The organism is Acetobacter malorum, assembly GCF_001580615.1.
GTDB classification, from domain to species: domain Bacteria; phylum Pseudomonadota; class Alphaproteobacteria; order Acetobacterales; family Acetobacteraceae; genus Acetobacter; species Acetobacter malorum.
The window spans coordinates 120796-141157 of the sequence record NZ_LHZC01000055.1 but is presented as its reverse complement, the minus strand read 5'-3'; the positions used below and the strand labels follow the sequence as shown (position 1 = coordinate 141157).

The following is a 20362-nucleotide window of genomic DNA, read 5'->3' as shown; positions in this document are numbered from 1 at the left end:
TGGAATGAAGGAGAGCAGATGTTGGCGCTGGAAACCAGTACCTTCCGCAACGCAATGGCCAGACTTGGTGCTGCTGTTAATATTGTGACCACTGGAACGCGGGAAGACCCCGTGGGGTTTACTGCCTCCGCCGTCTGCTCCGTGACGGATACCCCGCCGACCCTGCTGGTCTGCCTGAACCGTGCCAGCCGCGCGCGGGAGGCCTTTGTGATGGGTGGCCCGCTGTGCGTGAACGTGCTTTCCGGCACGCAGCAGGCGCTTTCCAACCATTTTGCCAGCCCCAACAGCATGGCGGAACGCTTTGCCACCGGCCACTGGACCACACTGGCCACCGGCGCGCCGGTGCTGGAAGAGGCTGTGGCCACGTTTGACTGCCGCATTAGCCAGATTGTGGAAGTGGGCACGCATAGTGTGCTATTTGGGGTGGTTGAAGCCCTGCGCATTCATGAAACGGCGGGTGGGCTTGTCTATTTCAACCGCGCCTATCATGCCCTGCCGCATACAGCGCCTTAATCTGACAGGACCCTGACCCATGGCCCCTCGCCCCAAAATGGAACATGAAGATGACGTGCCGGTTATTACCGTTCGCACGCTGATTATCATTCATGTCTGTCTGGCAGTGTTCATTCTGCTGTGGGGCTGGCTGGACTGGTCCCTGCCGCAGTAAAGGGAAGGCCTAAGGGCTGTTACGCCCTAAAACGCTGCACCAGCCCGACCAGCAGAAAACCCGCGCCGCCCAGAAGGGCGATCCAGAAGGAGGTCGGGCAATCTGTATACCATGATAAAATCAGGCCGCCCCATGCTTCGGCCAGAGCGAGACCGGCAGCGGCACCCAGCCCCGCCAGCGGAGACAGGCCCAGCCGCAGCACGGTTGCTGCCGGGGCCACCATGAGGGTGAAGACCAGTAGAACGCCGGTTATCTGCGCACATTCTGCCGTCGCAATCGCCACAAGCGCCAGAAACAGTACATCCAGCAGTTGAAGCGGAACGCCTTTGGCTTCCGCCATTTCCGGTTGCAGGGTGGCAAACAGCAGCGGGCGGGCCATGATGCCAAGCCCCAGCAGGCACCCGGCGGAAAGCAGCGCCAGCCAGCCGAGCATACCGGGGCTGATGCCCAGAATATCCCCAAACAATAGCGCAGTCGCCGCACTGGCGGAGCGGGTAAGCAGGTGCAGGAACAGCGCCCCCACGCCCATGGCGACGGACAGCACAAGGCCGATCATCACATCGCGCCCGGCCACGCGGTCTCCCGCCAGACCCATCAGAACGCCGGCGGCCAGTGCGCCTCCGGCCAGTCCGGTCAGGGGGGAAAGCCCGAGCATGAGCGCGCCGGTTGCGCCGGCAAACCCGACGTGAGAGAGCGCATGGCTAGCGAAGGTCTGCCCGCGCAACACCAGAAACCAGCCAACCGGGCCGCACACCAGCGCCACCAGCAGCGCGGCCAGAAACGCCGTGCGCATGAAGTCATAATCAAGCATGCGCGCCGCACCCTCCGCAGTCATGTTCCTGCAAGGCCGAACCGCCGCCTTCCGCCACCACAAACACCCGCCCCCCGGCCCGCACCACATCCACAGGTGCGCCATACAGGGCTGTAAGGGCTTTGGTGGTAATCACCTCATCCACCGTGCCGAGCAGCGCTTTGCCACGGGCCAGATACAGCACATGGTCCATCAGGCCGAGCAGCGGATTGATATCATGGGCGGACATCAACACCGTCATGTTTCGGGCGCGCGCAAGGGTGTGAATGCGCTCTACCGTCTCCCGCATACGGGCGGGGTCCAGACTGGCCAGCGGTTCATCCAGCAGCAGCACGGAAGGATCATCCAGCAGCGTTTGCGCCAGCAGCAGACGCTGGCGTTCCCCGCCAGACAGAGCGGCAACCGGCCTTTGCGCCAGATCCTGCGCATCGACCGCCGCAAGAGCGGCATCCACCGCCGCCCGCCCGGCGCGGCCATACCAGGGCAGCCCCCAGCGTTGTCCGTGCAGGGCCGAGGCCACCATGCTCCAGCCGGTAAACTGCCCGCCAATCAGCTTGCGCATCTGCGGCATATAGCCCACGGACCGATGCCCGCGCCGCACCGGCTGAGCGTTGATCTGCATGCTCCCCTGCACTGCCGGTTCCAGCCCCAGAAGGGCGTGAAACAGGGTGGTTTTCCCCGCCCCATTGGCCCCCAGCACCCCGACAAAGCTGCCTTGCGGGATGGCCAGACTGATCTGGCTCAGCACAACGCGGCCACCCCGTGCCAGCGTGACATCCTGCAGGCTGATGCTCTGTGATGCACTCCGGGCGGTTGCGCCGGACGCCGCTGCTTCCGAGGCTGGCGTTGAGGCTAAACCAGAGACCTGCACGGAGCCGGACCCGGCATGGGGAAATCCGCAGGATGCGGGCACATGGGCAGACTGGCCGGAGGCATGCTCAGAGGCACACTCTGCCGAAATGTCCGGCGAAAGGGGACGGCCAGACATCATGGCGTGGACTGGCCCAGCACCTGCGCCACCTGCGTGAGAATGCCGTGCATCCAGTCCTGCCAGTGGGTGTCGGGCGGCATGATTTCACGCACTGGCAGCACCGGCACGCCAGCGGTGTGCGCCTGCGCAATCAGTCGTTGCACGGAGGGGCGGTCCGCCTGAGCGTTATAGGCCACAAACCGCACGGCATGCTGTCGGATATCGGTATCAAACTGCGCGACGGAGGAGGCAGGCGGTTCCACATCATTCATGACGGCCACCTGAAAGGCCTGCTCCTTCATCACCAGACCGAGGCTGTCTGCCAGCGGCGTAAAGACCGGCTCCGTGGCAGCAACGGGCTGGCCCTGCACCTGCGCGCGAAGGGTGGTCATGTGGTCCAGAACACTTTGAATGGCGGCCATCACGGTTTTGCCCCGTGCCTCATACGCCCCGGCATGCTGCGGATCCGCCGCCTGACAGGCCGCAATAAACCGGCTTACAAAGGCTGCAACTGCAGGCAGATTATAGGCCAGATGCGCGTTATCGCCCTCATGCCAGCCAGTCCAGCCATCGGCTTTGACCACCGGCACCGGCGGCCCGCGCCGGGCCTGCACCAGCCGGTCCAGCCAGGCATCATACCCCGCACCGTTCGCCACAACGAGGCTGGCCTGCGCCACCAGCCGGGCATCTGCCGGGGTGGGTTCATACAGATGCGGGTCAATAGTCGGCGCATTCAGAATAGAGGTAACGTGCATATCCGGCTCCGCCACCTGCGCGGCCAGATCCCCCCACGTATTTTCCGCAGCAACCACCACAGGCGTTTCCGCTGCCGTCGCACAGCCGGGCCACACCCCGGCAAGCATCAGGCAAGACAAAACAGAAGCAGGAAAACGCATCAGGCTGATCCTTGTCGATCGGCTGTTCACAGAGACGGCGTGGACCGGCAAACGAGTCCTGTGACCGCCAGCCGGGTGAACGTGATATTATAACATGACGACTTTGACCAGAACCCGAAGGGCTGGTCTGTTTTGCGTTCACTCTCTGGCACGCGTAAGATAGACCCGCTCCCAAGGCCGGACTGGAGATAAACCGTGATTTCTGCCGCGCAGACTGTAGTGACCGCATGACCCCGACAGAGTTTTCCCCCGCTACCACAACTCAGCTCGACCGGGCGGATGCCCTGTGCACCCGGCAGGGTGGCCGCATGACGCAGCAGCGCCGCGAAATTCTTGGTCTGATTCTGGACGCAAAAACCCCGGTTGGCGCGTATGACCTGCTGGAAAAAATCAAAACCCCGGACCGCCGCCCGGCCCCGCCGACGGTCTACCGCGCGCTGGATTTTCTGCTGGAACACGGGCTGATCCACCGGATTGAGCGGCTCTCCGCTTTTGTGCCCTGCACCCATCTTTTGCATGACGCACCGGGGCACGACCCCGACCATTGCCATGACCACGATCATGACACCTGCCTGCACACGGCGCAGTTCCTTATCTGCAAGTCCTGCAAGAGTGTGACGGAAATTGCGGACTCCAGCCTGCTGACAACATTACGCGGCATTTGTCGGGAGCAGGATTTTGTCATGCAGGGGGCCTCTATTGAAGTTGTTGGCCTGTGCGCCGACTGTGCCGCCAAAGCCCACCCGGCAGGCAAAGCTGCCCGCAAACAGGCTGCCCCCTCCCCTTCATGACCTCAAAACCGGGCCGCCCACCTGTGCAGTTTGACCTGCTGGGTGCGCAGCCCGGTAAGAGATCCCGCAAGGGTGCCGCACAGACTACGCCGGCTCACAAGGCAGAAGCTGACCAACCCCAGCGTGCAACGCCAGCCAGACGCGCACCCCGCCCAAAAGCGGAAAACCCGTTACAGAGCGATCTGTTTACGCACCCTCTGCCGCCGCGCCCTAGGCCACCCCGCACGCATCTGAACACCGAAGAGCTTCGGCTTTCTGCTGTGCCTGCCACGGGCTTTTCCCCGCAAGCCAAGCCTGACAGCTGGCTTTATCTGGTCACGGAGCCAGACACCGCGAGCCAGTTTCTGGCCGAGGGCCTGCCCTTACGCAAAAGCCACCCGCTTTTGCTGACAGAGCGCGGCGGCGTGGCCCACTGGCTGACGAAAATGACTGATGACCCACCGGGACTTTTCGCCACAACGCCTGTGGTGCTACGTCTGCGGCGCACCATGGTCTCCGAGTGGCTGGAACCGGACCCGGACCACAGCGCAGAATTTTCCGCTCCGTGTTATCTGCTGAGCGGAAGCAGATAGAAACAGGATCGATAAGCAACCATGACAGGAAACACGCAAAGCGATACGCTTCTGGCTGAGGTCACACGCGGAGGCCGGGTGGAATCCCGCCATTATGGCGCGGCTGTTGTGATGGATGCCTCTGGAAAAACCGTGTTTGCCACGGGTGATGTCGCCACCCCCATCTATCCGCGCTCCACCGTGAAGGCTCTGCAGGCGTTACCCCTGCTGACGGAAGGCGCTGCGGACAAATTCTCTCTGCCGCAGGAAGCGCTGGCGCTGGCCTGTGCCTCGCATCAGGGCGAGCCCGAGCATATTGCCGTTGCAGCAGACATGCTGGGCCGCACCGGGTGGGATTATGGTGTGCTGGAATGTGGCACCCACTGGCCGCTGGATGCCCATGCGGCCCGCGCACTGGCGGCAACGGGTGAGCAGGCCTGTGCGCTGCATAACTGCTGCTCTGGCAAGCATGCGGGCTTTATCTGCCTCTCCTGCGCGACGGGGCAGGACCCAGCCCATTACAGCCGCCCGGAACACCCCATTATGCAGACCATGGCCCGCACGCTGGCCGACGTGACGGGTGTGCCGCATACCGATGCCAACCGGGGCACGGATGGCTGCGCCATTCCCACATGGGCCATTCCGCTCTCTGCTCTGGCACTGGCCTATGCGCGCTTTGCTACTGGCACGGGGCTGAGTGCGGACCGGGCGCAGGCTGCAGAACGTCTGCGGGCTGCCATTGCCTCTGCGCCGTTCATGATTGCGGGCACGGACCAGTTTGATACGCTGGTCATGCAGGATCTGGCCCCGCGTGTGCTGACCAAAATGGGCGCGGAAGGCGTGATGATTGCCATTCTGCCAGAGAAAGGTCTGGGCATTGCCGTTAAATGTCGGGATGGCGGCGTGCGGGCTGCGGAAACAGCCGCTGCGGCTCTGATTGCCCGCTTTGGGGGTGAAGACGCGCCGATCCTGAACCACTTCATGCGCCGCCCGCTGAAAAACTGGAACGGTCTGGTTGTGGGTGAACTCCGCGCCTCCCGCGAACTGGCCGGAGACCGGCTGCCAGACGCAGCGGCCTGAGTATCGGGGGTTTATAAAACACCGGCTGCGATCTTATGGCGGCACAGACATGGGCCGTAAGGCTATGATCTGCTCCGTCATGAGACGCTGCCTTCTTATGGGCGTTGCATGCACACGGTTGCATGCCCAAACCAGCCTCTTTCGGCTTTACCTTCTAAAAAACAGGAGAGATGTGCGGGGATGTCTAACTACGCCTGAAAAGTAGAACATTTGCGAACATAGAAACTCTGTAAAAGGCTGTGAATTCCAAAGCCGTTCTACGCAAAACCAGAACAAAACAAAAACACTTTATAGAAAATTTGTTTATTCTAAAAAACGCATTAAATATTTTTAGTGTGTCTGGTCTGACAAAAAACGTCTGTCTGACCCGTAAAACGTCTTCATCCAGAGAAAAAGACCATCGGCAGCAGAGATTTTCTGTGTTGCCGGAAACCAAACCAGCCGGGAGAAACCTGTAGAAAACAGGGTCCCGGCTGGCGCAGCAGATCGGTCTGGCTTCTGCGCACAGAGGCCAGACCGGAAAAACTTATTTCTTGCTGCGGGTTGTTTTGGAAGCCTTGCGGCCGCGCGTTGTAGCGGGCTTTGCTGCGACTTCAGCAGCTTCTGCTGCCAGACGGTCATAGCGCTTCTGGCGGCGGGTTTCCTGCACAATACGCAGTTTTTCAACAGCGGAGAGACGCACTTTCTTTTCTGCCGGAGCAGCTTTAGCGCGCGGTGTACGGGTTTTAACCGGGGCCGGAGCCTTACGGGCCGTGGTGGTTTTAGCAGCAGCCTGCTTGGGTGCAGCGGCTTTGCGCGTTGCTTTAACCGGCTTGGCAACTTCAACAGCAGCGGCAGCAGCCGGACGACGGCCACGACGTGCGGGAGCGGGTGCTTCCACAACGGTTTCCACAACCTTGCGGCGTGTTGCACGGGTTACCGGTTTGGCTTCAGCAACTGCTGCGGCGGCTTTGCGCGGGGTGCGGGTGGCGGGCTTTGCAGCAGCTTTGGCGGGAGCCTTGGCAGCGGTTGCTCTTTTCTTCGGGGCGGCCTCAGCTTTTGCAGCTTTGGGGGCGCGGGCCGGTTTCACAGCGTCCGTCACTTTTGCAGCGGCAACCTTGCGCGGCTTACGAGCCGGAGCCTTGGGTGCAATTTCTTCTTCCACTACCGCGTTTTTTGCGGGGGTCTTGCGCGCACGGCGCGTGGCAACCGGGGCTGTACGGGCGGCGGATACGGAAGTCCGGGCCGTGGCGCGGCGCTTTTTGGTTTCGCTCATTCAAAACTCCATTTTGATCCCCGCTTGCAAAACTTTAAGAAATACAAACGAGATTATAGAATCAATTCTTTTTACTCTTTCAGGAAAGGCTCCTGAAAGGCGCCCCGATGACCTGAAACTCGTGTCATTCATAACAAAAACAACAGAAAATGCAAAAAATACTTTAGAACCAGAAAGAATAACGGGCGTTTTACGGAGACCAACCCTGTGCCACGGGTTCCCTTCCGGCCTCTGTCTCCCCATATCTTCAGGCCGGGAGTGGTGATCTGATGAACTCTCCGGTATTATCAGCGCATATCCCCAATCCTGACAGGAACAGGTTCATGAAGATCAACGGCACGCCGTATCGCAGCGTCTGGGTGAATGAAAAAGATGGCTGGTCCATTCACATTTTTGACCAGACCCGCCTCCCCTTCTCCCTCGATATCCTGCGCCTGACCACGCAGCAGGAAGTGGCCCATGCCATCCGCACCATGCAGGTGCGCGGCGCACCGCTGATTGGGGCTGTGGCGGCCTACGGCCTTGCGCTGGCCCTGCGCCAGGACGCGAGTGATGCCGCCATGGAGCAGAACGCCACCATGCTGGCTGCCACACGGCCCACAGCCGTAAATCTGCACTGGGCGATTGACCGTATGCTGAACAGCCTGCGCCCTGTTGCCCCGGCAGACCGTGTTGCAGCGGCCTATGCGGAAGCAGGCCGGATTTGTAATGAAGATGCCGCCCAGAACGAGGCCATTGGCCGCCATGGACTGGAACTGATCCGTGAGATTGCCAAAAACCGCCCGGCTGGCACGCAGATTAACCTGCTCACGCATTGCAACGCAGGCTGGATTGCCACCGTGGACTGGGGCACGGCGCTAGCCCCCATCTACATGGCGCATGATGAAGGGCTGAACGTGCATGTGTGGGTTGATGAAACCCGCCCGAGAAATCAGGGCGCTGCTCTAACCGCGTGGGAACTGGGCAGCCATGGCGTGCCACATACGGTGATTGCGGATAATGCAGGCGGCCACCTGATGCAGCATGGCAAGGTTGATCTGGTGATTGTGGGCACAGACCGCGTGACCCGCACAGGGGATGTTGCCAACAAGATCGGCACGTATCTGAAGGCGCTGGCCGCGCAGGATAACAAGGTGCCGTTCTGGGTGGCCCTACCCTCCACCACCATTGACTGGAGCGTGGCCAACGGCGTGACGGAAATCCCTATTGAAGAGCGGGCAGCGTCCGAGATCACGCATGTTGCGGGCCGGGACGAGAATGGAAAACAGACCCGCGTGCAGATTACCCCGGACGGCAGCCCCGCCGCCAACCCGGCGTTTGACGTGACCCCCGCCCGGCTTGTGACCGGCCTGATTACCGAGCGCGGCGTCTGCCCGGCGACAGAAGAAGGCCTGCGCTCTTTGTTTCCTGAACAGTAAACAAACAGCCTTTCATCCGAGCCTGATCCTGCGGTACCGGCCCCCTTTGTCCGGTGCCGCATTTTTTTGTGCATACGCCTATGCGCACGGCTTTTCTTGACGGCCCCCGGCCTGCGCCTGATAAGCGCTATACGACGCAATACAGTCCGCGCCATGATGCCATTTTGAAAGGGCAAGACCATGTCTGAGACGATAGAAACCCCCACAACCCAATTTCTGGCGGCCCATGGCGTTGCCTACACCATGCATGACTATGAGTATGTGTCTGACCCCGGGAAAATTGGCCTGCACGCCGCAGCAGGTATCGGGATTGATAACGAAAAGGTCTTCAAGACCCTGATGGTCGAAATTGATAAAAAGCAGGTGGTGTGTGCAGTTATTCCCGTGCATCAGAAAATGAACCTCAAAAAGGTCGCGGCCCTGTTTGGCGGCAAAAACGCCCGGATGCTGGGTGCGGAAAAGGCAGAAGCGCTGACGGGCTTTCAGGTTGGCGGCATCAGCCCGTTTGGTGCCCGCACACAGGTGCCCGTCGTGTTTGAAAAAAGCGCACTCAACCAGGACATCATGTACATCAACGGCGGCGGTCGTGGTCTGGTGGTCGGGCTGGCCCCGGCGGACGCCGTAAAATGCGTCAACGGCCAGACGGCTGACCTGACGGTTGAACCGGCTGCCTGAAGACACAGACGCGACAAAAAGGAAACAGGGGTGCCGTGAAAAAGGCATCCCCCTCTTTTCCCACGTCGCGCGGCGGCTTATGCAGAACAGGAGAGCTCTTGACGGCAAGGGCTCCTGACGCTCCGGGCACCCCGGAGGGATTTGTCTGGATGGAGACGAGATTGTCACGCAAGCTCTCTGTTGCCCTGCTGGCCCCCTTATGCCTGGCAGCCTGTGCGGCGCAACCTTCGCACGTTCCGGGGGCGCGCCCCACTGCAACTTCAGCCGCAGGCAGCACCGCAGGGAGCTACGGCTACAGCTATTCCGGCCACGTGCCGGATTTTGCCACCCGCAATTATGAGCCGTTCAACCGGCAGGACGTTGTGGCCATTGCCATGCGGGAATGGCGGATGTTCGGCAGCCCGGTGAATGATGATGACCCGGAACTGCGCCCCGAACCCCAGGTTGCCTCTGTCAAACCCGAACGCGCCCCCGGCCTGTGGGAACGTGTTGGGGAATACTGGTGGATCGGCATGGACCCGGAGGTGACGGAATCCACCTTTACCGGCAAGCATGACGCCAGTGGCCGCCTGACCAATTTTGTGCGTGATGGGGACTATGCGTGGTCCGCCGCCTTTATCTCTTATGTGATGCGTGTGGCCGGGGCGAATAACCGCTTCCCGTATTCTCCCAACCACTCCACCTATATCAATGCCGCCGCTGCGGGGCAGTCTGCCGTCCTGCACGCGCAGGACCCGGCGGCCTATGTACCCAAACAGGGTGACCTGATTTGCGTGGGCCGTGGCCGCGCCAAAACGTCCGTGCGCTTTTCCAGCCTGCCGACCTCCTACGGCTTTCCGGCGCATTGCGGCTATGTGGTTGCCACCAACCAGAACGGGCAGCCTTTTGGCCACCAGCTGAGCATTATTGGCGGCAATATTGATGATGCCGTGGCCCTGACGCATGTGCCGACAGACGCAACCGGCCATATCTCCGCCCCCAGCGGACAGAGCTATGACTCGCGCTATCCGTGGTGCGCCATTCTGGAAGTGCTCTATGATGCAGAGGCGGAACCGGACGCAGGGCTGTAATCACCCCGGCACCATCTTGTTATCCTGTTCTGAATACGACAGACTTCATGCCCTGATGCACGCAGATGCGAGCCTGTTGAACGAAGCGAGAAGGTGCAACCAGATATGACCGACAGTGCAACGTCCCCCGCCCGCCCCGGCTGGCACACCCTTTCTGCCGATATGCCGGACGCAGTGGGCGGCACACCGCTGATTCGTCTGCGCAAGGCGTCTGAAGCCACGGGCTGCGAGATTTACGGCAAAGCCGAATTTATGAACCCCGGCGGCTCCGTGAAGGACCGTGCAGCCCTTGCCATTATTGAAGATGCCGAACGCCGGGGCGTGCTGAAGCCCGGCGGCACACTGGTGGAAGGCACGGCTGGCAATACCGGCATCGGGCTGACACTGGTGGCTAATGCACGCGGCTATAAGTGCATTATTGTGATGCCGGAGACGCAGAGTCAGGAAAAAATCGGCTTTCTGCGCATGATTGGCGCAGACCTGCGGCTGGTGCCTGCCAAGCCGTATCGGGATGAAGGCAATTACGTGCACGTCTCGCGCCGGTTGGCGGAAGAAGGCGGGTATGTGTGGGCCAACCAGTTTGACAACCTTGCCAACCGTGAAGGCCACCGCGCCACCACGGCCGCGGAAATCTGGCAGCAGATGGACGGTAAGGTTGATGCCTTTACCTGCGCCTGTGGCACCGGTGGCACGCTGGCTGGCACGGCCATGGGCCTGCATGACGCCGCGAGCAAGGCGGGCGCAAAAGCCCCCCGCATTGTGCTGGCTGACCCGGAAGGCTCCGGCCTGTATGGCTGGGTGAAGGACAATGATCTGTCCGTTTCCGGCTCCTCCATTACCGAGGGCATTGGCCAGTCCCGCGTGACGGCCAACCTTGAAGGCGCGCCGATTGATGATGCCGAGCGTATTCCCGACCCGGAAGCACTGGACATTATCTACAGCCTGCTGATTGATGAAGGTCTGTCGGTCGGTGGCTCCTCCGGCATTAACGTGGCGTCTGCCATCCGCACGGCCCGCAAGCTTGGGCCGGGGCACCGGATTGTGACTATCCTGTGCGATGGCGGGGCGCGTTATGAGTCCAAGCTGTTCAACCCCACCTTCCTGCGGGGCAAAAACCTGCCGGTTGCCCCCTGGCTGGATTAATAACCGGATAAACAAGAGGTCATCACCATGCCGGTCCGCACACCCTTGCTTCCTTCGCGCAGCATCCATCGGTGGGGTGCGCTGGCCGGAATGGCCGTTGTTCTGAGCGGGTGCGGCAGCGCGCTTGTCGCCCCCGGTGCTGAGAGCATTGTCGGCACGTCCGCGGCCCACGCCCCGGCCACAGCTGCTGGCACGCCGCCCGCCACGGCCAATCTGCAAGCCGGCTCAAACATTGCAGAGCCAACGCCTGCAAACGCCACACCCACACTGTGTCAGGCTTTTCAAACGCATGCGATGCTGAACATTACGCTGCTGTTTGGGCAGACACGCCCGCGCGGGCAGGCTATTTCTGCCTCTGAATGGCGGGATTTTCTGAAAACCACCCTTACCCCTGCCTTCCCTGCCGGGCTTTCCGTTGTCTCTGCTCAGGGACAATGGCAGGACCCACAAACTGGCCGCATCTCACAGGAACCGGCCCGACTGGTGACGATCCTTACCACACCGGCGGCGGACCTCCCCACCCGGCTGGACACCGTCCGCAACCGCTACAAAGAGCGCTTTGAGCAGCAGTCTGTTGGGCTGGCCGTGGCTCCGGTTTGTGCGGGGTTTTGATCTTTTTCCCTAGAGGAAAATGAGTTTTTTAAAGCTTTACGTGGCATAGTTCCGACCATTTCTGATGCTGCCAGCTCAGAACATCAACGCTCTGAAATGTCACATCACGGTCGGATGCGTTGCTTATAAAAGCATTGACCATCACAATAAATAGTCTGCCCCGCACGAGGCCGAAAGCAAGCGTGCCGGGGTCCGTCTGCATAAGCGGCTGGGAAAGTATAAACGAGGCGTCTCTTTTCAAAAACGGCACCATCGTTTGAACATTTGCGGTGCCTTCAATCGTCATCGCCACACCCAGACCGAATTCTGGCAGAAAGCGAATTTCCAAAACCGCATCTGTGTCCTCTACCCAGGTAGGCGCACTTTTCTGAATTTCTGGCAACGTCGCCAGCGCTTCCCGTGTTTGTTGATACGCTAATCCTGAAAGAAGAGGCGCGTCTTTCCAGCCCTTTATAAGCACCGAAGCCGTAGGGAATACTTTATAATGCGTGTCAAAATTCTTCTTAATGTCCCGGCATACCGAAATATCGGCTGCCTTTGCTCCGTAGGTAAAAACGCAGCAAGCCACCAGCCCTGACAGTATTTTCAAAACGGATACTGTGCATTTTTTCATACGTTTCATGCCAGAAAGAATATTCCCTCCAAAACGACAAAAACCGCCCCTGAAGTTACCTTAAAAAATAACCCCAGACAGCGGTTTTTGCGTTTATCAGTCTTTTACCTCTTACGAGGACAACTTAGAGGATCATTCCCACTCAATCGTGCCCGGGGGCTTGGAGGTGATGTCATACGTCACGCGGTTGATGCCGCGGACTTCGTTGACGATGCGGCCAGCGACGCGGTTGAGGAAGCTCATGTCAAACGGGTAGACATCGGCCGTCATGCCGTCCGTGCTGGTCACGGCGCGCAGAGCACAGGCCTGATCATACGTGCGGCCATCGCCCATAACACCCACGGTGCGGACCGGCAGCAGGACCGCAAAGGCCTGCCAGATAGCGTCATACAGGCCAGCAGCGCGGATTTCTTCAAGGAAGACGGAATCCACTTTCCGCAGCAGGTCCAGTTTTTCCCGCGTGATGTTACCGGGGATACGGATGGCCAGCCCCGGGCCGGGGAACGGATGCCGCCCGACAATGGCTTCCGGAATATCCAGTTCACGGCCCAGATCGCGCACTTCGTCCTTGAACAGTTCACGCAGCGGTTCGACCAGCTGCATGTTCATGCGTTCCGGCAGGCCGCCGACGTTATGGTGCGATTTGATGGTGACAGACGGGCCACCCGTAAAGCTCACGCTCTCGATCACATCCGGATACAGTGTGCCCTGTGCGAGGAACTGTGCGCCGCCCAGCTTGGTGGCTTCTTCCTCAAACACTTCCACAAACAGGCGGCCAATGGTCTTGCGCTTGATTTCCGGGTCCGTCACGCCGTCCAGCTCACGCAGGAACAGCTCGGACGCATCCCGATGCACGAGCGTGATGTTGAAGCGGCCACGGAAGGTTTCAATCACCTCCTCAGCCTCACCCGCACGCAGCATGCCGTGATCGACAAAGATACAGGTCAGCTGGTCGCCAATCGCTTCATGAATCAGCACAGCCGCCACGGAGGAATCGACGCCGCCGGACAGACCGCAGATCACCTTGCCGGTGCCAACCTGCTCCCGGATGCGGGCAATTTCCATCTCGCGGAAGCCAGCCATGGTCCATGTGCCGGAGCAGCCTGCAACATTGTGTGTGAAGTTCCGCAGGAGCGCGGCACCGTGCGGCGTGTGGACCACTTCCGGGTGGAACTGCACGCCATACAGGCGGCGGCCTTCATCCGCGATGACGGCAAACGGTGCGCCTTCGCTCACGGCCACAATGCGGAAGCCGGGGGGCAGTTCCGTCACGCGGTCACCGTGGCTCATCCACACCTGCTCGCGGTTGCCGCGGGCCCATGCGCCACGGAAGAGTGCGCAGTCTTCCACAATATCAACAAAGGCGCGGCCAAATTCGCGGTGGTCGGAACTTTCAACCTGCCCGCCCAGCTGGAGGCACATGGCCTGCTGGCCGTAGCAGATGCCCAGAACCGGTATGGCCAGCTCAAACACCACTTCCGGCACGCGGGGAGAATCCGGGTTGGTCACGCTGGCAGGGCCGCCAGAGAGAATAATGCCGCGCGGTGCAAAGGCGCGGATGCGCTCTGCGGTGGCGGTGAACGGCCAGATTTCACAATAGACACCGCTTTCCCGCACGCGGCGGGCAATAAGCTGTGTCACCTGACTGCCAAAATCCAGGATCAGGATACGGTCCTGATGAAGGGACTCGTCCAGTTTGGTGGAGGAAGCGGGGATGGTGGCATCGGCAGGCATGAGCTACTGTCTTTCTGGTCAGCGCCTGAGCGGCATTCTAAACGACGGACAGCCACCACCGGGGCAGAGCGCCGGAAACAGGGGGCACCGGCAACGGGGCAGCTGTATGCTAGACAGCGGATATAAAGCGATGGGTTACAAACGTCACCCTATAATAAGACTCTCCGCAGCATCATTTTATAAAGGCGTGGCGCAGGTGAGACCCTTGAGCGGGGGCATCTGGCCCCGGATCTTCTCTCTGACAGGAGTGTGTTCATGAATCCTTTCTCTCTTCTGGCCCCCGGCAGGCCCTCCACCAGCCGCACACGCCAGCCCTTGCGCGCTCTGCCGCTGGCCGGTGTTGCCCTGCTGGCGTTGTTCTGTGGCGCGGCTGGCCCGGCAGCGGATGACCCGTATGGGGAATGGATTGGCACACTGGTGGCCGAGAAGGGGCACAACTGCCCGGTGCATACGGTCTCGCTCATGCAGGTGCAGCCCAAGCACATCACCTTCACGCCGGAAATGGGCGCGATGGTGCTGCGCGGTGTGCCGGATAAGAAGACGCAGCATTATCATGCGCAGCTGATCCTGCAGGACTCCCACCACCAGCCGCTGCCCATGGTGTTTGAAGCGCATCCGGTGGGCGATACGTTTGAAGGCGTTTACGGCACGCCGGAATGCCGCGCGCACGTCACGCTCAAACGCCCCGAAGGCCGGGCCTGGAAGAACTTTATGGGGGATGATTGAAAAAAAATCGCCTGATGTGAATTTTGGGGGTTGCCACCCCCCACTCCCTCGGCTAAACACCGCGTCAAGGCGCACCCGTAGCTCAACTGGATAGAGCACCAGACTACGAATCTGGGGGTTAGGAGTTCGAGTCTCTTCGGGTGCACCACTTCCCTTTTTCAATTTGAAGCACTTTAGATTTTCAAACTTTTCGTTTGAGAATGTGCCTCAGTGATCCGCCTTTCTCTGCCTTACAGAGGCAGGCTGGCTTAAGGGATTTCCCGCTCAGCGGGCTATTTTTCCATTTTCTACAAAATTTCCAGAAAACCTGACTGCCTGCATGGGTCTTTGCGAGATTCCGGGCTGCGCTGCCAGCGAACACACTGAGTTATGTGTCCTGACCTTCTGTCAGACACAGGGCGAGATGCTGTGTGAGCAGCGCGCGTAAGGCGCTGGAACCTTCACGTTGATAGCGGTCATAATGCTCCCGCCAATGTTTCCCCATTTCCGGCGGTAGCGTGCTTGCCTGTAAGGCGCGCATGCCGTTCAGCACTTTTCTTTCAATCTGCGCCATGGAGCGTTGCGGAAAGTGCAGCATGCAGAAACCGGCTTCCATCATCAGGCGGGTATGGTCCTGCACACTATCGACCTGCTCCACAAAATGGTTGCCCTGCCCTGTTGTCAGCCCGTAACCGGTGCGCAGCCCGACCTTAGTGACCTCCTGCCGCATAGCGGGCCAGACCACGCACTCTGTTTCAGCCAGTGACGGACCAAAGGATGTCAGCCGATAAGGGGGCGTGCTGGTGACCAACGCCGCCTGCGCCCAGTGGAAGACCAGAAGACGGGCCTGCGGGTCCGCCAGCATGCGGGCAAATTCTTCCCCCGCGTTCGGGCCAGTGTGGCAGCAGGTGATAAATTCATCCGCATCCACAAAAAAGATCCAGTCTGGCGGGTTGGCATCATGCCGCAGGTAGGTTTCTGCAAACTGTTGCAGAGCCTGCATTTTTGCAGCCTGATAATAAGCCTGCTGATAATCCTGCGCATAAAAAACATCGGCCTGAGGCGCATCTTTGCGGAAAAGCTCAATTTCCTGCGCTGTGCCGTCTGTGCTGTTGTTATCCAGAATAAAGAAACGCCGGAAACCCAGCCGGTAATGATGCCGTAAATTCAGGCCCAGAATATCGGCTTCATCCTTCACCAGCATAAGCAGGGCAGCATGCCGCAAAGCGGGAATGGTGACGTCTGACCGCACCTGCCAGCATGGTCCGGCCCGCAGCGTATCAAACGCGCGTTTTGCACGATGATTCAGGCTATTCAGGAAGTCCACCAATCCCGCATGAGTGTTCATCTGGGTCTTTTGCATCCGTATTTTATACTCTGTGTTTGAGTCTAACGGGTTTATACTGGCGGGGCTATCCTTTTGCAGCCTTCTGACAGGAGCAACAAGAATGAAAAAACTTCCTTTTATGGCACTGGCTCTTTGCCTCGCGACCCCGGCTTTTGCACAAAGCACGCAAACCACGGCGGATCTGGTCAATACGGTCAAATACCGCCACGCCTATCAGGCCATGACGGAACTGCCTGACTGGGTTACAAAAGCCGCGGCTGTTTCCGTGCCGACCGAAACGCTGAAGCAGAACGGCAAGACCTATCTGACAGGCCATCTGTGCAAACCGCATGACTGCGGCGACCATCAGCTTGACGTTGTGTTCTCGGAAGATGGCAAGGCGACATGGGGCCTGCTGTCCCGCCGTTACGGCAAAACGCTTTACAAGCTACCGCTTGGTGAGCCGAACGCGGAAACTCTTGCTGTGCTCACGGCCTCTTACCACAAAAACAACCCGGATGATCCGGCGAAATAACGCCTTAAAGGGCAATGACCCCATGGAATCATTGCCCGCTGGCTTAGCTGCTCCTTACCGGGATACAGGGCATAGAGTGGGCGTGCAGAACCTGGCAAACACCGAAAGCGGCTGCGTCATCACTGGCGACAAGCTGTGCCCGGTACATGGCTTTTCCGGAAATGGAGACTGACTGCACTGTCGGCGTTGCCTGCATGGAGCGAGACGCGAGAACACGGTTTACACTTTCTGCTGTACGCCGCGCTTCGGCATAGGATGCGAACGCACCCACCTGCACTGTGCCGCCCTTACCGGTATGCGGTGTCTGCAAAGATCGTGTTGCGACCGCGGAAGACAGCATCGGGGCACGGCTTGCCCCGGCAGATGGCGAATAGGAAGCGGGCAACCTCAGCACATGCGCAGAAGACGACGCGGGCGATGTGTAAACAGCATTTTGCACGCGGGCTGTTTGAGACGGTGCAGAGGTGAAAGAGGCCGGCATGACACGAGCCGCGGGCAGGCTGGTCTGCGTGATAGCAGCGGACTGCGTTACAGGCGCAGCAGATGCTGTCTGTATGGGCGCTGCTGTTTCGTAAGATGAAGAACCAGACGTAAACTGTCCGACATGACTCCCCCCTGTGTTAGTCGCCATCTGAGCCTGTGCAGGCGCGGCAGACACGTCGTCCTGCGCCACTGCGACAGGGGCCGGGCTGGTGGCCTCAGGCACCGGGTCGGGGTGCGGAATGTCGCGGTCCATCAAACAGGGCGCAGAAGGATCATACGCGGCATCCGGGTCTCTCAGGCAGCCATCGGCGGTGCGGGAGAGATCAGCCTTGGCGTAATAGGCCTCGGAATACGCAACCTGCGTTGTGCTCTGGATAGGCACGGGTGCCCATTTGCCGCGCACGGCCACGCCCCCGCCCAGATGCGGGGTGATGGCCGCCACGTAATTCACCGTTTCATCCGGCAGATGGCGGCCGTTGTTCAGGTAATCATCCACCCGGTCCGGCCCGGCGTTGTAGGCGGCCAGAAAGCCCGGTGCGCCGTACCGGTCATACATCAGGCGGATATAGGCGGCCCCGGCCTGAATATTGTCCTTCGGGTTATAGGGGTCACCCCCCAAACCATACTGGCTCTGCATGTCCGCATAGGTGGCGGGCATGAGTTGCATCAGCCCCATCGCCCCTGCCCCGGACGTTGTCAGCCCACCATTGAGATATTGTTTGCCGCCGGATTCCTGCTGCATGACAGCCCGGATCCACGTCTCGGGGAGAGCAAAGCGCTTGGCTGCCTGCCGGATATATGGCCCCCACGGATCTTCCGCCGGGCCGGGAGCGCGGTAGGCCGGGTGCGTCGTCTCGACGGTGCCCCTGTCGTAAATGGCATCCGGGTCATAGGCAGCATTGGGGTCATACACAGCATGGTAGGAACGGGCCTGTGCGGGCAGCAAGCCGCCGCCTGCCCCCAGCCCGAGCGCTGTTACCAGCACGCAAAGTGAATGTGCTTTTGGTGTTCGACTCCGCACAATCTGCCCCTTACCCCTGCGCGCCGGGCCTTGTTCTGCCCGACTGACGCGCCTGTTTTACGCTACGCTCCGCCAGAAACCTTCAAGTGACCCTGATATCAGGGATGATGCTGTTAAGGTTACTATTATGTCATTTTAATGAAAACGGCTTTTCTCCGCCTCTTCCACTGCTGAGGCCCCCTGCCCGGACAGCTTACACTCAAACGTGAGTCAGCCTCTTACAGACTTGCACGTTACGCATAGGACCTTCCCGTTTTTGGGATCAATCCTGTCAAAGAGACGATCATGTTCATTCAGCCTCTCGTGCCTGCAGGTCACTCTCTGGTTCTTTCCTTTATTCTTGCCGCCGCCCCTATTCTCACAACCCTGATCCTGATGGGCGTGCTGAGGCGCCCCGCCTGGCAGGCCACGCTGGGTGGGCTGATTGTGGGGGTTATCATGGCCCTTGGCGTCTGGGGGCTGCCGGTGTCACTCGCCCTCGCCAGCATCAGCAACGGCGTGATTTTCTCTTTCCTGCCGGTGATGTGGATTGCGCTTTCCGCGCTGTTTCTCTTCAACATCGCCATGGAAAGCGGGCGGTTTGACGCCTTCCGGCAATGGATTATCACCCACCTGCCCAATGACCGCCGGATTATGCTGGTGGTGCTGGGGTTCTGCTTCAGCGCGGCGCTGGAAGGGGTGGCCGGGTTTGGCACACCTGTCGCCATTACCAGCGCCTTGCTGATCATGCTCGGCTTCCCCGCGCTGGAAGCCCTGACCTATGTGCTGATCTTCAACTCCGCCCCGGTGGCGTTTGGCGGCCTTGGTATTCCCATTACCGTGCTGGCCTCCATTACCGGCCTGCCCGCCGATACGCTGGGGGCGACCATTGGCCACCAGATTGCGCCCTTCGCCTTCTTCATCCCGTTTTATGTGATGGTGCTGTATGCGGGCTGGTCCACACTGCGGCAGATCTGGCCGGTGCTGGTGGTGGCCAGCGGGAGCTTTGCTCTGACACTGCTGGTTGTATCAAGCTGGGTGACGTACAGCCTGACCAACGTGCTCTCCTCCTGCGTTTCCCTTCTGGCGACCATTGCGTTTTTGAAAATCTGGCAGCCAACGCCTGACCCGGCCCACGCCATTGACGACCGTATTCTGCAACAGGCGCCCCGCAAGGCTGGCGAGTGGAATGGCCCGCACTGGCAGGGCTGGATTCCGTGGATCACGGTCGTGCTGGTGGTGATTGTGTGGGATTCTCTGCACATTGCCAAAATTGGCGCGATGCCTATCAAATGGCCGGGGCTGGACCATCAGGTCTTTATCTCGCTGTATCAGAAACCTTATGCGGCGGTCTGGAACTTTGAGCCTCTGGGCACGGGCACGGCCATTCTGGTTTCCGCCCTGCTGACGGCGCTGTTCACCCGCCTTGCCCCGCGTAAAATCTGGGCCGCACTGGTCACAACCGCCCGGCAGGGCTGGCTGGCCGTGGTGACGGTTGCCCTGACCATCGGGCTGGCTTTTCTGATGAACTATTCCGGCATGACCTATACGCTGGGATATGCCGTGGCCTCCACAGGGGTTCTGTTCCCCTTCGTGTCCGTCTTCCTTGGCTGGATTGCGGTCTTCCTGACCGGCAGTGACACATCCGGCAACGCACTGTTCGGCAATTTGCAGGTGGCAGCAGCGCACCAGCTCTCGCTGGACCCGGTGGTGTTTGCTTCCGCCAACTCCTCCGGCGGCGTGATGGGAAAAATGATCTCCCCGCAGAACATCACTACCGGCGTGGCCGTCACGTCCCTCAAAGGGCAGGAAGGCGTGGTGCTGGCCCGCACCTTTAAACACAGCCTGTTCCTGACCATCTGCCTTGGCGTGATGGTGGCGGTGCAGCAGTTTATTATGCGGTAGTCACACACCCGCACAGTTCAGGCTGATTTCCGAAACATTGGGAACAGCCCATAAAAAAAGGGTCAGAGGATAATCCTCTGACCCTTTTTTATATCACCCGAAGTATCCTGACACAGTTTGC

Annotated in this window: 21 protein-coding genes and 1 tRNA gene; 14 read left to right on the top strand and 8 right to left on the bottom strand. The window is 59.9% G+C overall.

Annotation, left to right across the window (positions count from 1 at the left end):
• Positions 1-18: 18 nt before the first annotated feature.
• Together AD930_RS13465 and AD930_RS18440 are read left to right on the top strand one after the other, a co-directional pair.
• The gene (locus AD930_RS13465) at positions 19-513 is read left to right on the top strand and encodes a flavin reductase (protein WP_061490876.1); all 495 of its coding nucleotides are present in this window, start codon (positions 19-21) and stop codon (positions 511-513) included.
• Positions 514-532: 19 nt separating this feature from the next.
• Positions 533-667: a hypothetical protein gene (locus AD930_RS18440; protein WP_256441415.1), complete on the top strand. Its 135-nt coding sequence runs from the start codon at positions 533-535 to the stop codon at positions 665-667.
• A 19-nt stretch (positions 668-686) separates the two neighbouring features.
• On the opposite strand, the gene AD930_RS13460 is transcribed toward AD930_RS18440, so the two are convergent.
• Genes AD930_RS13460 through AD930_RS13450 form a run of 3 tightly spaced genes read right to left on the bottom strand, consistent with a single transcriptional unit; the run spans position 687 to position 3344 of the window.
• Complete coding sequence (locus tag AD930_RS13460; protein ID WP_061490871.1) at positions 687-1478, bottom strand: metal ABC transporter permease; 792 nt, start codon at positions 1476-1478, stop codon at positions 687-689.
• Entirely contained in the window at positions 1471-2469 is a 999-nt protein-coding gene (locus AD930_RS13455) for a metal ABC transporter ATP-binding protein (protein ID WP_244150592.1), read from the bottom strand. Before AD930_RS13455 ends, AD930_RS13460 begins: the two co-directional genes overlap by 8 nt.
• On the bottom strand, positions 2466-3344 hold the full coding sequence (locus AD930_RS13450; protein WP_061501284.1) for a metal ABC transporter solute-binding protein, Zn/Mn family: 879 nt from the start codon (positions 3342-3344) through the stop codon (positions 2466-2468). The genes AD930_RS13455 and AD930_RS13450 overlap by 4 nt, the downstream gene beginning before the upstream one ends.
• A 227-nt stretch (positions 3345-3571) precedes the next feature.
• On the opposite strand from AD930_RS13450, the gene AD930_RS13445 reads away from it, so the two are divergent.
• Genes AD930_RS13445 through AD930_RS13435 form a run of 3 tightly spaced genes read left to right on the top strand, consistent with a single transcriptional unit; the run spans position 3572 to position 5766 of the window.
• Complete coding sequence (locus tag AD930_RS13445; protein WP_061491854.1) at positions 3572-4135, top strand: Fur family transcriptional regulator; 564 nt, start codon at positions 3572-3574, stop codon at positions 4133-4135.
• Positions 4132-4707: a hypothetical protein gene (locus AD930_RS13440; protein WP_061506645.1), complete on the top strand. Its 576-nt coding sequence runs from the start codon at positions 4132-4134 to the stop codon at positions 4705-4707. Before AD930_RS13445 ends, AD930_RS13440 begins: the two co-directional genes overlap by 4 nt.
• Before the next feature lie 21 nt (positions 4708-4728).
• Positions 4729-5766 carry an asparaginase gene (locus AD930_RS13435; protein WP_061506644.1) on the top strand — a complete coding sequence of 346 codons (1038 nt, stop codon included), beginning with the start codon at positions 4729-4731 and terminating at the stop codon, positions 5764-5766.
• Between the two features lie 526 nt (positions 5767-6292).
• Here the strand turns inward: AD930_RS13435 and AD930_RS13430 are convergent.
• Entirely contained in the window at positions 6293-7021 is a 729-nt protein-coding gene (locus AD930_RS13430; protein ID WP_061506643.1) for a hypothetical protein, read from the bottom strand.
• Positions 7022-7344: 323 nt separating this feature from the next.
• Between AD930_RS13430 and mtnA the strand changes: the two genes are divergently transcribed.
• The 5 genes from mtnA to AD930_RS13405 all read left to right on the top strand — a co-directional run bounded on the left by mtnA (position 7345) and on the right by AD930_RS13405 (position 11939).
• Positions 7345-8439: an S-methyl-5-thioribose-1-phosphate isomerase gene (gene mtnA, locus AD930_RS13425; RefSeq protein WP_061506642.1), complete on the top strand. Its 1095-nt coding sequence runs from the start codon at positions 7345-7347 to the stop codon at positions 8437-8439.
• Between the two features lie 180 nt (positions 8440-8619).
• The gene (gene ybaK / locus AD930_RS13420) at positions 8620-9114 is read left to right on the top strand and encodes a Cys-tRNA(Pro) deacylase (RefSeq protein ID WP_043549598.1); all 495 of its coding nucleotides are present in this window, start codon (positions 8620-8622) and stop codon (positions 9112-9114) included.
• 149 nt (positions 9115-9263) lie between these two features.
• Positions 9264-10184, top strand: coding sequence for a DUF2272 domain-containing protein (locus AD930_RS13415; protein ID WP_061506641.1), 921 nt, complete (start codon positions 9264-9266; stop codon positions 10182-10184).
• A gap of 105 nt (positions 10185-10289) precedes the next feature.
• On the top strand, positions 10290-11327 hold the full coding sequence (locus tag AD930_RS13410; RefSeq protein ID WP_061506640.1) for a cysteine synthase A: 1038 nt from the start codon (positions 10290-10292) through the stop codon (positions 11325-11327).
• 27 nt (positions 11328-11354) lie between these two features.
• Positions 11355-11939, top strand: coding sequence for a DUF3574 domain-containing protein (locus tag AD930_RS13405; RefSeq protein ID WP_082781889.1), 585 nt, complete (start codon positions 11355-11357; stop codon positions 11937-11939).
• A gap of 28 nt (positions 11940-11967) precedes the next feature.
• Here the strand turns inward: AD930_RS13405 and AD930_RS13400 are convergent, their stop codons facing one another.
• Positions 11968-12561 (bottom strand): hypothetical protein, encoded by a 594-nt coding sequence (locus AD930_RS13400; protein ID WP_061506639.1) that lies wholly within the window; start codon positions 12559-12561, stop codon positions 11968-11970.
• Between the two features lie 123 nt (positions 12562-12684).
• Positions 12685-14286: a glutamine-hydrolyzing GMP synthase gene (gene guaA / locus AD930_RS13395; protein ID WP_043549592.1), complete on the bottom strand. Its 1602-nt coding sequence runs from the start codon at positions 14284-14286 to the stop codon at positions 12685-12687.
• 255 nt (positions 14287-14541) lie between these two features.
• Between guaA and AD930_RS13390 the strand changes: the two genes are divergently transcribed.
• Together AD930_RS13390 and AD930_RS13385 are read left to right on the top strand one after the other, a co-directional pair.
• On the top strand, positions 14542-15012 hold the full coding sequence (locus AD930_RS13390) for a hypothetical protein (protein WP_156475354.1): 471 nt from the start codon (positions 14542-14544) through the stop codon (positions 15010-15012).
• A 71-nt stretch (positions 15013-15083) separates the two neighbouring features.
• Positions 15084-15160, top strand: a tRNA-Arg gene (locus AD930_RS13385).
• A 219-nt stretch (positions 15161-15379) separates the two neighbouring features.
• On the opposite strand, the gene AD930_RS13380 is transcribed toward AD930_RS13385, so the two are convergent.
• Positions 15380-16339, bottom strand: a complete 960-nt coding sequence (locus AD930_RS13380; protein ID WP_061506638.1) for a glycosyltransferase family 2 protein — start codon at positions 16337-16339, stop codon at positions 15380-15382.
• A 100-nt stretch (positions 16340-16439) separates the two neighbouring features.
• On the opposite strand from AD930_RS13380, the gene AD930_RS13375 reads away from it, so the two are divergent.
• Positions 16440-16853: an Ivy family c-type lysozyme inhibitor gene (locus tag AD930_RS13375; RefSeq protein WP_061506637.1), complete on the top strand. Its 414-nt coding sequence runs from the start codon at positions 16440-16442 to the stop codon at positions 16851-16853.
• Positions 16854-16896: 43 nt separating this feature from the next.
• Here AD930_RS13375 and AD930_RS13370 read toward each other — a convergent pair whose 3' ends face one another.
• On the bottom strand, positions 16897-18357 hold the full coding sequence (locus tag AD930_RS13370; RefSeq protein WP_373320521.1) for a transglycosylase SLT domain-containing protein: 1461 nt from the start codon (positions 18355-18357) through the stop codon (positions 16897-16899).
• A gap of 285 nt (positions 18358-18642) precedes the next feature.
• Here AD930_RS13370 and AD930_RS13365 point away from each other — a divergent pair, with 285 nt between their 5' ends.
• A complete protein-coding gene (locus AD930_RS13365; RefSeq protein WP_043549589.1) occupies positions 18643-20241 on the top strand; it encodes an L-lactate permease in 1599 nt (532 codons plus the stop codon).
• The last annotated feature ends 121 nt before the right edge of the window (positions 20242-20362 follow it).